Below are 13,719 nucleotides of genomic sequence, written 5' to 3'. Positions count from 1 at the left end.
AATAACACGCAAATATTCCACTTTGTCATTGCGAGAAAACCTTTAGGTTTTCGTGGCAATCTATAATACTGAATACAAAAACTTTTACAATGGAATCTTTAAAACTAAAGGCGAGATTCTTTCATTTGGATTGCCACGAATCGCAAGCGATTCTCGCAATGACGCAATAGTAAAGTTATAAATAGATGAGATTATGGATTGCTTCGCTTCGCTCGCAAGGACGCAGTGGGAAAGTTACAAGTCCTCGCAAGGACGAGATAACAAAATTATAGTATGTAAGATTACCGCGCGGAGTTATAGTCCGCCAAATCGCCGCTCATAAATCTAGGAGATTAGAGCCATACTCCTTGATAATCAGCACACACAATAAGGGCAGTGGAATCTACCTAACCCCAAAAAATTCCTTATACCAAGCAATGAAGTGTTTAATTCCCTCTTGTATGCTCGTATTGGGCTTATAACCCAAATCACTCACCAAGTCTTCTACATTAGCATAGGTTGCAGGCACATCACCGGGTTGTAATGGGAGCATATTTTTCTTGGCTACGATTCCAAGTTCTTTTTCAATCGCTTCAATAAAATCCATAAGCTTAACGGGATTGTTATTGCCAATATTGTAAATTTTATAGGGTGCTTTGGAGCTATGAGGGTCTGGATTTAGCCCACTCCAAATGGGATTTGGCTGCGCTACATTATCCAACACGCGCACGATACCCTCTACAATATCATCTATATAAGTAAAATCACGTAACATTTGCCCGTGATTAAACACATCAATCTCCCTACCCTCTAAAATCGCTTTTGTGAATAAAAACAATGCCATATCTGGTCGTCCCCACGGACCATAAACGGTAAAGAATCGCAAACCTGTCGTGGGCAAACCAAAAAGATAAGAATAAGTATGTGCCATAAGCTCATTGCTTTTTTTGCTTGCTGCATAAAGACTAATCGGGTGATCCACATTATCACTTGTAGAAAAAGGCATTTTTTCGTTTAATCCATACACGGAGGAGCTAGACGCATAGGCAAAATGCGAAATCCCAAACTGCCTACACGCCTCCAAGATATTAACAAAGCCTACAATATTGCTTTGCACATACGCATACGGATTGATGAGCGAATAGCGCACACCCGCTTGTGCTGCGAGGTTGCAAACTTTATCAAATCTCTCATTTTCAAAAAGTTTAAAGAGATTCTCTCTCTCCTCCAAATGCAACTTTATAAAGCGATAATTTGAATGCTTGCTACTTTGTATGAGCTGATTTTCTACAATGGAATCTTGCGCAATGCCCGCTTCTGCCAATCTGCCATATTTGATACGTACATCATAATAATCATTGATACAATCAAGCCCCACCACCTCATCGCCTCGTTCTACTAGAGCCTTTGCCAAGAATGAGCCAATGAATCCTGCTGTGCCTGTTACTAAGATTTTCATCGCACTACTTCAAGTAAGTAAAATAGTTTTCCAAGAATACAGCATTAGCACTTCCGCTAAAATTGCGTCTTCCTAGCTCTGCAAGGCTCAATTCTATCGCATTTATAACCCAAGAAATTTCATTCACCTCAACCAATCCCATATGATTGATTCTAAAAATCTTGCCCTTTAAATCATCTTGTCCGCCTGCAATATTGACATTAAACTTGCTCTTGAGCGTCTTGCGTAGCAAATCACTTGCTTCATCATAAACACAAGTCATAGAAAGCGCGGGTTTAGTCGGATAGATTTTCAATCCTATGCTTTCCATTGCCTTATCACACGCCAATGAGCGCGCTTTGGTTTGTTGGTAAATAGTATCCCAACCGATTGCTTTGGCTTTTTGCAAAAAGGCGCAAAGTCCGATAATAATCGTAGTTGGTGCAGTCCAAGCAGTCGTGTTTTTGACTTGGTTTTTTAATTCTGTCTTGAGATTAAAATAGAATCCCACATTACGTTCTTCAATTTTTTCTATTGCTTGCTGACTTAGTCCGATAATGCTAAGCCCCGGTGGCAACATAAAAGCCTTTTGAGAGCCGCCAATGAGCGCATCAACACAACTCACATCTAACGCCTCTACACCCATTGCAGTGATTCCATCTACAATCACCATAATCTTTGGATTATGATTCTTAACAGCCCTCGCAATTTCCTCATAAGAATGGCGCAACCCCCCTGCACTCTCGCAAGCCTGAATGCAAAAAGCGTCAATCTCTGGATTTTGCTTGAGAGATTCTAAAACAGAATCCACGCTTGCAGGCGTATCCCACGCATTTTTAATCTCTACATTAGGGATTCCAAATGCCTTGGCGATTTTTCCGAATCTCTCCCCAAATTTCCCGCTATTAATGCTTAGAAGTTTTGTTTGGCATAGAGAAGTTACGCAAGCTTCCATTGCTCCACTTCCCGAGCTTGCAAGCATAAGAACTTCAGGAAGCCTAATCACTTCTTTTAAAAGCGTGCGTGTAGTAGCGAAAATTTCTTCAAACTCTGGCGTGCGGTGATGAATCGTTGGCTCACTCATCGCAACGCGAACAAACTCTGGCACAGGGGTAGGACCGGGGGTAAAAAGTAACATTTCTTATCCTTATTTTAAAATTCAGTAATTATAACTAAGATTTTATTATATCCATCTTTGCTTTTTCTGCTTAACGCCTTAAGTAAAGCAGAATCTAAATCATTGCGAGCCGATTTATCGACGTAGCAATCTATAATTTTGAATATAGAAACTCTTACAATAAAATCTTTGGAATCTTTAAAGTCAAGGCGAGATTTTAGATTATAGATTGCTTCGTCGTTGCACTCCTCGCAATGACGCAATGGAAAATGTCATTGCGAGCAAGTTTGCAAAACTTGCGTGGCAATCTATAATAATGCGACTCAAATCAATCAAACAATGGAATTGGCGAGAGGCCGCATTATAGATTGCTTCACTTCGCTCGCAATGACTGAAAAATCAGAATAAAAACAAAACAATTTGTAAGAATTTCACTTGTATAATACCACTCATTTTATCAAAAAGGAATCCAATGTTTGGCTGGATTACAAGCCCTGAAATGTGGGTGACGTTAGCAACTTTAGTCGCACTTGAAATCGTACTTGGGATTGATAATATCATCTTTCTTGCTATCATTGTCTCCCGCTTGCCCAAAGAACAACGACAAAAGGCACGGATTCTAGGGCTCTCTTTAGCGATGATAACGCGCCTCTTGCTGCTGCTTTCGCTCTTTTGGATTATGAAACTTACCGCGCCACTCTTTAGTGTCTTGGGAGAAGAGATTTCAGGACGCGATTTGATTTTGATTCTAGGGGGGCTTTTTTTGATTGGCAAATCCACATTAGAAATCCATAATGACATTGATGGCACAGAAGAATCCGACACCAATACCACACTACAAACCAATCTCAAAGGGGGATTCTTGGGCGTACTGATTCAAATTGCAATCTTGGATATTGTTTTCTCGCTAGATTCTGTCATTACTGCTGTGGGAATGGTCAATAACATTGAAATTATGATGCTTGCTGTCATTATCGCAGTGGGCGTAATGATGCTTGCAAGCAAAAGCATTTCAGAATTTGTAGAAAACAACCCAACGATTAAAATCTTAGCACTTGCCTTTTTGATTTTAGTCGGTATTACCCTCGTTGCAGAGGGATTAGATTTCCATATCTCTAAGGCTTACATTTACTTTGCAATGGCTTTTTCTTTGGGTGTGGAATCCCTCAATATTTATATCAAGAAAAAGCGACTTGCCAAAAAATAAACAAGAAATAAAACTTATAAAGGAAATTTATGCCCTATGTTAATATCAAAATCACACGCGAAAACAACACCCCAACAAAAGAGCAAAAAGCACGTATTATTGAGGGAGTTACGAATCTCTTGGGAGAGGTTTTAGGCAGGAATCCCTCTGCTTGCGTTGTCGTCATTGATGAGATTGACTGCGATAATTACGGAATCGGGGGAATCACAATCACACAAAAACGCAAAATAGATACCACAAATCCAAGCTAGAAAGGCTTTATTAATGAAAACACTCACGATTATTGATACCTTTGGATTCCTTTTCCGCAGCTACTTCGCCTTGCCTCCGCTTAAAAATCACGATGGCTTTCCTACAGGATTATTGACAGGTTTTGCCAAACTCATTATGCAGCTCTATAAGGATTATCCCCAAGATTATTTAGTTTTCGCGCTAGATTCCAAAGAGGAAAATTTCCGCAAAAGCATTGACCCTCTCTATAAAGCCAATCGCCCAGAAGTGCCTCAAGACTTGAAGTTACAATTAAATGTCGCGATAGAATGGGTAGAGCAAATGGGATTTAAGAATCTCTCCATTGCGGGCTATGAAGCAGACGATGTCATCGCCTCTATCAAGAAGCAAGCCCATTCCTTAAATGTCTCCGTGCGCATTATCAGCCACGATAAAGACCTCTACCAACTCATAGATGACAATACTTTTCTCTTTGACCCTAAGAAAAAAAAGGAAATCCACGCAATAGATTGCATAGAAAAATATGGTGTTACGCCAGAACAATTTGTGGATTTTCAAAGCTTAGTTGGAGATAGTTCCGATAATGTCCCGGGAGTGAAAGGAATCGGGGCAAAGGGTGCTGCGGGATTGCTACACAACTTCAAAAGCCTAGATGGAATCTACGAAAATATCCATAAAATCGCCTCCAAACGTTTGCAAGCAATGCTTGAAACTTGCAAAGAGGACGCCTATCGCAGTCAAAAACTCGTGCGCTTGCGTGAGGATTTATTGGATAATTTTGATTTGCAAGATTGCCAAATGCCAAGCCAAAATCCCTTACTCAAAATCACAGAATCACTCAAAGCTTATGAAATCAATAGCGTCTTAAACAAAATCCTACCCAAAGATTCCACCAAAAATTCTCTCCATTTTTTTGAAAACGCCACAAAGATTAGAGATTCACAAGATTTTATCCCGCAAACTCCCGCCCCGATACCCTTTCGCTTCAATGCCCACCTGCTCAACACTGACGCAGAGTTGCAAGAATTTCTACCCCAAATCACACACGATTCTATCGTATCCTTTGACACCGAAACCACGAATTTAGATGTCTTCAATGCCAAAATTGTGGGATTTTCTTTTAGCCTTGATGGCATTAATGCCTATTATGTGCCTCTATCTCACAACTATTTAGGCGTAGGGGAGCAAGTTAGCCAAGAAGTTGCATTAGATTTTATCCAAACGCTTTTTGACGCCAAAGCCATTATTGGGCATAACCTCAAATACGATTTGGAGATTCTGCGCACGAATTTCAACTTCTCCCCAAAAAGATTCCACAATATCAAAGATAGTATGCTTCTAGCTTGGCTCTATCAAAGCGATTTGCCGTGCAATCTTGACTCGTTAATGCTGCGCTATTTCAAGCACGAGATGATTCATTATAAAGATGTCGTCAAAAAGGGAGAGAATTTTTCACAAATCGCGATAGAATATGCTTGCCAATACGCAAGCGAGGATGCTGCGGCTTGCTACCAACTCTACCAAAGGCTTGCAAGCTTGCTTCCCCCTCATCTGCTCAAAGTCGCAGAATCTACGGAGTTTCCATTCATTCAATGCCTTGTTAATATGGAATTAAGCGGCACAAAAATTGACATTGAATACTTCAACGAATTGAAGTCTGAAATGTCTGCCAAACTCTCTAGTCTCTCGGAGGAAATCTTCGCCATTGCGCAAAAAAACTTCAATCTTAACTCACCACAACAACTCTCTATTGTGCTATTTGAAGACTTAAAATTACAGAGTGGCAAAAAAACAAAATCCGGCTTAAGCACCTCCCAAATGGTGCTCAATTCTCTGATTGACGCACACCCTATCGTGCCAAAAATCCTAGAATATCGTGAGCTTTTTAAGCTTTTTAGCACCTATATTGAACCTTTAATTGAACACGCCAAACTCAACTCTGCGCACAAAATTTATACCTCCTTTATGCAGACAGGCACGAGCACGGGTAGGCTAAGCTCCAAAAATCCTAATTTGCAAAACATTCCTGTCAAAACCACACAAGGCAGACGCATACGACAAGGCTTTATCGCTCAAGAAAATCATCTGCTTGTAAGTTTGGATTATTCCCAAATTGAATTACGACTTTTGGCACATTTTTCGCAAGATGAAGCAATGGTTGAAGCGTTTTGCCAAAATGCCGATATTCACTTAGAAACAGCCAAAAAAATCTTTGGCGAAAACCTTGCACAAGCAAAACGCGCGGTGGCTAAAAGTATCAACTTCGGACTTATCTATGGTATGGGACCCAAAAAACTCTCCGAAACCTTAAAAATCAGCTACCAAGAAGCTAAAACCTATATCCAAAACTATTTTGAATCATTCCCTACCGTGAAAGATTTTCTTAAAGAGCAAGAGGATTTTATCTTGGAAAATGGCTATTCGCTTACCCTGCTTGGACGTATGCGCAAATTTGATTTTTATGGAATCCAAGAACACCAAAAGGCGGCTTTCTTGCGTGAAGGGATTAATGCAATCTTTCAAGGAAGTGCGGCGGATATTATCAAAATGGCGATGAATGCTATCACACGGGCAAATTTAGAATCCAAACTGCTTTTACAAGTGCATGATGAATTAATCTTTGAATCCCCTATTGCCTGTGCAGAATCTGAAGCACAAAAAATCGCTTCTATTATGGAAAACATTACTACGCTTAAGATTCCGCTTCAATGCACTATTAAATATGGCAACCATTGGGGCGATTTGAAATAGATAATACATTGCGAGCAAGTTTTTAACTTGCGTGGCAATCTATAATCCTGCACAAGCTGCGTCCCACTATGTCATTGCAAAGCCTTTGCAAAAGTCTGTGGCAACCTAAACGAAAGAATCTCGCCTTTATAGATTCTATCTTTGCTTGATTATGGATTGCTTCGCTTCGCTCGCAATGACAAAAAATCACTTCGTTGCACCCCACAAGGACGAAATAGAAGAATAACCCCTCACATTTCATAGCCTAAGAGCTTTGCGATTCCTTGTTTTTGGACTTTAATCTGCTCGCCTCGCGCGCAAAGCTCATAGAAACACTCATTATAATTTTCCAAAGCATAAGAATCTAAAAAGTCTCTAGGTAGTGGCATTTCTTTGATTTCCTTTTCTCCGATTCGCTCATTATTGTTTTGATAAATTTGACTTAGTGCCAAATAACCATAAGAAGAGAGAAAATGAAAATACAATGCCTTAGCGACCATAGAACTTTTGGCTCTAAGCACCAAAATCCCGGCATTAGGCAGCACAATCTTTTGGGCTGCACACTTGCCTATAATCGCAACCTTTGGAGTTACTCCACGCATAGACAATAAAACATCATAAGGCTGCACTCTAAGCTCATACAAACGCGCTAGATTCGGCTTTAATACATAATCATTAAAGACATTGCTCATTCCATAGGCTTCAAAATCCTTAATCCCCAAATCATAACAGCCGATTAAATCCTTATCCTGCTTTGCCTCTACCCTCATTCCACGATAGCATTTTTCCAAAAGCTGACCCAAAAGCACTTTTGTGTCTTGGGATTCTGTGTTTTGAGACTGCGTATAATGCGATGGTTTGAGATTCTCAAAATCCAAATCTTGATAATCCAAAAGACAAGAAATCTTGGTGTTTTGCTTGGAGGCAAACAAATCCAATATTTCCTCTAAATTAATGAGTTTATTATATTTGCCCTCTTTTAAATAAAATTCTTGCGCATTGACAAAAAACACACGCCTATTTTGAGGAGAAAGCACAAGGATACAAAACTCTCCCATTTGATGAGGAAAAATGTTTGTTGGTAACTCAAGGATAGCTTCGATTAATTTTGATTGCATAAGATAATGACGCAATCGTTCCCCTATGGGCTTATTTAGCAAGACAGAACGAATGATAAAAATCGCTCTTTTCTCAAAACACGTAAGCGCGAAATCCAAAAATGGAATCTCTGGAGCGGTTTTAGTATAAGGAGCAAGAGGAGAATCTTTAGGGGCTTTGAGATTAAGATGAGAGAGCAAGGGCGGATGACAGAATACTTTATCAAATTTCTGAACACTCTTAGAATCCTTTTGAATCGCGGATTCTTTGAAAATATCGGCAACTTCTAAATGACAATCCTTAAAGCCCAAGAGCATTGCAAGCATTTTTGCGATTCCAATAAGTTTAGGGTGAATATCTACGCCAAAAAACCGACAATCCTGATAGTGCGCACTTAAGCTTAATAGCCAAGAACCAACCCCACAACAAGGATTATAGATACTCTCGCTTTTTTGCAAATTGAGCAACCCACACACAAGCGCGTTAATTTCCGCAGGTGTTGCATAATCATAAAGCTTCAAAATCGTTTTTTGCAAGGTGATAGTTTGGATAAAATCCTCTAATGCTTGCGCGCTAATTTTAAGATTCTGGGTTGCTTTAAGGACTTTTTTGTAATTCATTTTGGGATTGATTTCTATCTTGGGCATTAGATGGTGCGCTTGCAAATAAGCATAAAAACTCTGTGGAATCTCACGCTCTTTGCAATCCAATATCTCTGCCCTTAAGTCTTGATTCTGTCCTACCAAGAGAAATTCTAATGTCAAACACAACACATCAAGATTGTCTTCGTGGTATTTTTGAATATATTGAAAAATTTGCAATAATTCTTTCATTGTGCCTTAACTCCACATTCAACTTGCGCGAAATAAACATAATTTTAGCATTAATATAGAGTTTTAAGCAAACTTTACATTTGCAAAATTAAATTTGATTAACAAATTTTTAGGCTTGCTTGGTGTAGAATTTGAATTTTTAAATTAGGAAAACAAATGGAACAACAAGCGTTAGCACTGAAATATCGCCCAATGGACTTTGATGAACTGATTGGACAAGAGGCAGTCAGTCGCACTCTGTCTTTGGCATTAAGCAGCAAACGACTTTCCCACGCTTATTTGTTTTCAGGCTTGCGCGGAAGCGGCAAAACTTCTAGTGCTAGAATCTTTGCAAGGGCTTTGCAATGCGAGAATGGTCCTTGCGCAAAACCTTGTGGAGTCTGCGCCAACTGCGTTGCAGCCAATCCTCACAAAATGCGACACATTGACATTATAGAATTAGATGGTGCTTCTTCGCGCAAAATTGATGACATTCGCGATTTGATTGAGCAGACAAAATACCACCCCAATATGGGACGTTTCAAAATCTTTATCATAGACGAAGTGCATATGCTCACCAAAGAAGCTTTTAACGCACTCTTAAAAACGCTTGAAGAACCGCCAGAATATGTCAAATTTATTTTAGCCACGACAGACCCATTAAAACTACCCGCGACTATTTTAAGCCGAACGCAACATTTTCGCTTCAAGCGCATTTCTGATAAAAGCATTTTGGAGCATTTAAAAAATATCTTACAAAAAGAGCAAATCACCTATCAAGAAGAGGCTTTAAATATGCTCATTCGTAGCGGTTCTGGCTCTTTGCGCGATACCTTAACCCTCCTAGACCAAGTGATTATTTATTCTAATTACAATATCACGGCGGAATCTTGCGCAAATATGCTAGGATTGATTAATCCCCAAAGCCTCAACGCGCTCTTTGAGTGTATTTTCAAACAAGATAGAGAGCTTTTATTGCGTGAGATTGAGGCGTTTTTTGAATACGAGGGGGAAATGCTTTTAGATGAAATGAGTATTTTCTTAAAAGAAAAGCTCTTAAGGGGCGAGGATTCTCGCTATAACGCCCTACTTGTGGATAGATTTTTTAGGATTCTTGTGCAGGCGAAAGAATTGTTATTCTTAGGCTCTGAAGATGAATTTGTTTTGACGCTTAGCGTCTTTAAAATGCTAGAGGCTTTAAAGGTTGAGCAAATAGACGCTGCAATTGAAAATTTAGAGAAAGGCTTGTTTGAAAATCTACCCAAGATTCAAAGCCCCGCAGAATCTCCCAAAGATTCCATTATGGATTCTCCACAAACTACAATACCTTTAAATCAATCCCAAAAAACCTTACCAACACAAGCCCAAATCACCCCGCCAAATGAGCTAAATGAGGAACAAAACCTCGCAATGTTTGCTCTATTGAATCAAAAAATTTATGAACGCAATTATGAATTGGGAGAAATCTTTGCCAAAGACATTCGTTTCATTTCTTTTGTCAATCATACGCTCACTTGGGAAAGTCTCGCAAGTGGAGCAAACCGCGAAAGACTTAAAAATAGCTATTCTATTATCAAGAATCTTGTTTTAGAAGTTTTTGGCGTCCAAACACAGATTAAATCTATCAGCAATCCAAGCCAAACTCCCCTTTCCACTCCGCAGCAATCCACCCCTAACCTAGAAGAACCCACAAAAGAACTTGCCACAAAAGAACCCGCAATGATAGAGTCTCAAGACAGCATACAAGCAGAAGTTGATGCAGCCTTAGCATTGCCTTTATTACAAAACGCTAAGGAATTGCTAGAGATTAAACAAATCAAAGTGCGCCCAAAATCTACACCCAATACAATTTAGAAAGTTTAGTATGGAATGGATTTTAAAAGAAAACGAACTCCCAAAACTCTGCCAAGCCTTAGACATCAAAAATCATCGTGGCATTTATTTGCTAAGCGGGAATCTCGCAAGTGGTAAAACTGCTCTAGTCAAGGCATTTGTAAGCGCATTAGGAAGTGAAGCAGAAGTAACTTCCCCGACTTTTTTAACCGCGCTAAGTTATGGAAATCAAATTTATCATTATGATATTTATAACAAAGACTTAAACGAACTCTTTGCGCTAGGATTCTTAGAGGAAATTGAAAAAGAAGGTTGGCATTTTATTGAATGGGGTGATGAAAATTTGGCTAAAATTCTACGACAAATTGGCTTGCCATTTTGGCATATTGTAATTCGCACCGAATCAGATAAGAGAAAATACAGCATTCAAGGACCATTATGCACACATTAGAAGCAACACATCTGACGAAATCCATTAAAAAAACTCCAATCATTCGTGAAGTTTCTTTATGCGTGCAAAGCGGCGAAGTCGTAGGGCTTCTAGGACCAAATGGTGCGGGCAAGACAACGACATTTTATATCATCTGCGGACTTTTGGAAGCAAATAGCGGAAAAGTCTGTTTTGACAATCAAGACATTACAAAATTAAGCCTGCATAAGCGCGCGCAGCTTGGAATCGGTTATTTGCCGCAAGAATCAAGTGTTTTTAAGGATTTAAGCGTAGAAGAAAATCTAATGATTGCCGCAGAAATATGCCTAGAAGACGAAAACGAGAGAATCAAACGCATAGAAGAGCTTTTGGAGGAATTTAGCATTGAGCCGATTCGGAATCGCAAAGGAGTCAATTTAAGTGGCGGGGAAAGAAGGCGGGTAGAGATTGCACGTGCTTTAGTCAAAAAACCGAAATTTATCCTTTTAGATGAACCCTTTGCGGGCGTTGATCCTATTGCGGTGCTAGACATTCAAAACATTATTAAAAAACTCGTTGCGCTTGAGATTGGGGTTCTCATCACTGACCATAATGTGCGCGAAACTCTTGGAGTATGCCATCGAGCCTATGTTATCAATAAAGGCACATTGCTTGCAAGTGGAAATTCTAATGAAATTTATGAAAATGAACTCGTCCGCAAACACTATTTAGGCGAGAATTTCAAAATATGAAACTACGAACCCAAACCCAAACCGCACTCAAGGCAAAGCTCTCTTCCACCCTTAAGAGTTGGCTTCCGATTCTCCAAAGCGGAATGAGTGATTTAGAGGAAACTCTGGGGGAATTTAGCAAAGAAAATCCCTATTTTAATATCAAATCAAACATTGCACAAGACTTCAGCTCTCAAAGCTCTGTCCAAAAAAAGCGTCAAAAGGAAATCTCAAGAGGAGCAAAAGGCTCTAGCTTAGAGGGAGACGCGATAGAACAATTTTGCGTCCAAGAGGAATCGCTAGAAGTGGTGCTCAATGGACAGATTGTGCCACCATTATTTCCTACTGCAAGTTCCCAAGAAATCGCCAAGCAAATTATTGAAAATCTCAACGAAGAGGGCTACTTTGAGGGAGATTGCGAGCAAATCGCACAATCTTGTAGCAAAGCTCTCAACCAATCCATTAATGCAACGGAAGTTGAAAAAGTGCGCAAACGTTTCGCTTATCTTGACCCGCCCGGAATCGCAGCATTGGATTTGATAGAATCTTTCTACTTCCAATTAGATAATTTAGATGTTTCAAGTGAAGTCTATGCGTTATGCCAAGAAATTTTGCAAGACTTGGCAAACCACGCAAAGCACAAAGGTGCTCCGCTCTATGAAAAAGCAATGAAAGTGATTCAAAGTTTCAAAAACCCACCTGCACTTGATTTTTTTCAAAAAGAAGCCGCAATCATTCCCGATATTTTGGTAATTGAGGAAAAAAACAATATCCAAGTGCAAATTAATGAAAAATATTACCCAAGCATTGAAATCCAAACACAAGACAAAGAAAACAAACTCAAATCCAAAGAGGAATTTATCAAAACCAAAATCAAAGAGGCACGCGACCTCGTAGATGCACTTGAAATGCGCAAGGCTACGCTCTATAAAATCGGATTAATGATTGTAGAATACCAATACGAATTTTTTAAGGGTGGCGAGATTAAACCAATGAAGCTTAAAGATTTAGCCGAAGAATTTGGACACGCACCTAGCACAATCTCACGTGCAATTTCTAACAAGTTTTTAGAATGCTCACGCGGAATCTTTCCGCTCAAAAACTTCTTCGCCACTGCGATTGATGAAGACACTGCCAATACGACGATTAAGGACTTTGTTTCTGATTTAATCAAAAACGAAAACAAGCAAAAACCTCTAAGCGATAACAGAATCCTAGAACTCATTGAGGAGAAATTCAATATCAAAATGGTACGCCGCACGATTACGAAATATCGGGCTCAACTCAATATTGCAAGCTCAAGTGAGCGTAAAAAACTCTATAAAATTTCTGCGCCTTCACATTAGCTTTATTTTCGTTTCATATTGGCTTCATATTGATAAACTATACTTTCGTTATCTTAAAACAAAGGAACAAAAATGAAAACAAAAACTATCGTATCTTTCGCGCTCGTTGGAGCTCTCATCTCTGGTGCATTCGCAGCGGATTATTCTAAGGCAAGCAATGAGGAACTCTTGAAACTCTCCGCGGGGAAAATCGCCCCCAAAGACTACCCTGATTATAGAATGGAGATTCATAAACGCATACAAGAAATGAAAGTCAAAGACGCAAGGGTGTTTCGTGATAAATTAAGAGAATCTCGCCAAAGTATGTATGACAAGATGACACATAAGGAATATTTAGAATACAAAGACGCAATTTACCTAGAGACGCAAAAACGTTTGGATTCTATGGGTGAAAAAGAGGCAAGAGAAAGCGGATTAATGGGCTATGGACATTACAAAGGTGGCAGCAAAGCGGGACACAAGGGTTATCGTGATTGCCATAACAGAGGATACCACCACCCTTGGTGGTAATCCACCGCGCCCTTGCGAGATTCCGCTAACTTGTCCTTGCGAGCTTTATTTTCGGCGTGGCAATCTTATGCTGCCTCTTGCGTCATTGCGAGAATCGCTTGCGATTCGTGGCAATCTATAATACTGCATACTTATAATTCCCCCATTTCAGTCATTGCGAGACTTCGTAAGAAGTCGTGGCAATCCACAATTCAGCATACTTTTAATTTAACAACGCAATCTATAATAAAAGAATCTCGCCTTTATAGATTTTATTTTTGCTAGATTATGGATTGCTT

The 13,719-nt window shown here is 39.6% G+C and carries 14 protein-coding genes; 10 read left to right on the top strand and 4 right to left on the bottom strand.

Features of this window, described 5'->3' with window-relative positions; genetic code table 11:
* Positions 1-52 precede the first annotated feature (52 nt).
* Entirely contained in the window at positions 53-181 is a 129-nt protein-coding gene (locus HDT10_RS03495) for a hypothetical protein (RefSeq protein WP_290880047.1), read from the top strand.
* Positions 182-382: 201 nt separating this feature from the next.
* Here the strand turns inward: HDT10_RS03495 and HDT10_RS03490 are convergent, their stop codons facing one another.
* Both HDT10_RS03490 and HDT10_RS03485 read right to left on the bottom strand, forming a co-directional pair.
* Positions 383-1,438 (bottom strand): NAD-dependent epimerase, encoded by a 1,056-nt coding sequence (locus HDT10_RS03490; protein WP_290880045.1) that lies wholly within the window; start codon positions 1,436-1,438, stop codon positions 383-385.
* 4 nt (positions 1,439-1,442) lie between these two features.
* Positions 1,443-2,555 carry an alanine--glyoxylate aminotransferase family protein gene (locus HDT10_RS03485; RefSeq protein ID WP_290880042.1) on the bottom strand — a complete coding sequence of 371 codons (1,113 nt, stop codon included), beginning with the start codon at positions 2,553-2,555 and terminating at the stop codon, positions 1,443-1,445.
* Positions 2,556-3,006: 451 nt separating this feature from the next.
* Between HDT10_RS03485 and HDT10_RS03480 the strand changes: the two genes are divergently transcribed.
* From HDT10_RS03480 to polA, 3 genes are read left to right on the top strand one after another with little or no spacing between them, the layout of a single operon-like run.
* Positions 3,007-3,741 (top strand): TerC family protein, encoded by a 735-nt coding sequence (locus HDT10_RS03480; protein WP_290880040.1) that lies wholly within the window; start codon positions 3,007-3,009, stop codon positions 3,739-3,741.
* 29 nt (positions 3,742-3,770) lie between these two features.
* On the top strand, positions 3,771-3,992 hold the full coding sequence (locus HDT10_RS03475) for a 4-oxalocrotonate tautomerase family protein (protein ID WP_290880038.1): 222 nt from the start codon (positions 3,771-3,773) through the stop codon (positions 3,990-3,992).
* A 13-nt stretch (positions 3,993-4,005) separates the two neighbouring features.
* On the top strand, positions 4,006-6,723 hold the full coding sequence (polA, locus tag HDT10_RS03470; protein ID WP_290880037.1) for a DNA polymerase I: 2,718 nt from the start codon (positions 4,006-4,008) through the stop codon (positions 6,721-6,723).
* Positions 6,724-6,745: 22 nt separating this feature from the next.
* On the opposite strand, the gene HDT10_RS03465 is transcribed toward polA, so the two are convergent.
* Positions 6,746-6,964, bottom strand: a complete 219-nt coding sequence (locus HDT10_RS03465) for a hypothetical protein (protein ID WP_290880035.1) — start codon at positions 6,962-6,964, stop codon at positions 6,746-6,748.
* Positions 6,954-8,633, bottom strand: coding sequence for an N-6 DNA methylase (locus HDT10_RS03460; RefSeq protein ID WP_290880033.1), 1,680 nt, complete (start codon positions 8,631-8,633; stop codon positions 6,954-6,956). The genes HDT10_RS03465 and HDT10_RS03460 overlap by 11 nt, the downstream gene beginning before the upstream one ends.
* A gap of 156 nt (positions 8,634-8,789) precedes the next feature.
* On the opposite strand from HDT10_RS03460, the gene HDT10_RS03455 reads away from it, so the two are divergent.
* The 6 genes from HDT10_RS03455 to HDT10_RS03430 all read left to right on the top strand — a co-directional run bounded on the left by HDT10_RS03455 (position 8,790) and on the right by HDT10_RS03430 (position 13,562).
* The gene (locus HDT10_RS03455; protein ID WP_290880030.1) at positions 8,790-10,466 is read left to right on the top strand and encodes a DNA polymerase III subunit gamma/tau; all 1,677 of its coding nucleotides are present in this window, start codon (positions 8,790-8,792) and stop codon (positions 10,464-10,466) included.
* A gap of 10 nt (positions 10,467-10,476) precedes the next feature.
* Positions 10,477-10,896 (top strand): tRNA (adenosine(37)-N6)-threonylcarbamoyltransferase complex ATPase subunit type 1 TsaE, encoded by a 420-nt coding sequence (gene tsaE, locus HDT10_RS03450; protein WP_290880027.1) that lies wholly within the window; start codon positions 10,477-10,479, stop codon positions 10,894-10,896.
* Entirely contained in the window at positions 10,884-11,606 is a 723-nt protein-coding gene (lptB, locus tag HDT10_RS03445; RefSeq protein WP_290880024.1) for an LPS export ABC transporter ATP-binding protein, read from the top strand. The genes tsaE and lptB overlap by 13 nt, the downstream gene beginning before the upstream one ends.
* Positions 11,603-12,931 (top strand): RNA polymerase factor sigma-54, encoded by a 1,329-nt coding sequence (locus HDT10_RS03440; protein ID WP_290880021.1) that lies wholly within the window; start codon positions 11,603-11,605, stop codon positions 12,929-12,931. The genes lptB and HDT10_RS03440 overlap by 4 nt, the downstream gene beginning before the upstream one ends.
* 72 nt (positions 12,932-13,003) lie before the next feature.
* Positions 13,004-13,441 (top strand): DUF1104 domain-containing protein, encoded by a 438-nt coding sequence (locus HDT10_RS03435; protein WP_290880019.1) that lies wholly within the window; start codon positions 13,004-13,006, stop codon positions 13,439-13,441.
* On the top strand, positions 13,401-13,562 hold the full coding sequence (locus HDT10_RS03430; RefSeq protein ID WP_290880016.1) for a hypothetical protein: 162 nt from the start codon (positions 13,401-13,403) through the stop codon (positions 13,560-13,562). Before HDT10_RS03435 ends, HDT10_RS03430 begins: the two co-directional genes overlap by 41 nt.
* Positions 13,563-13,719: the final 157 nt, after the last annotated feature.

The organism is Helicobacter sp. (assembly GCF_014799995.1).
Classification (GTDB): Bacteria; Campylobacterota; Campylobacteria; order Campylobacterales; family Helicobacteraceae; genus Helicobacter_D.
Note: the sequence above shows the minus strand (reverse complement) of the source record. Positions and strands in the feature narration are given on the sequence as shown.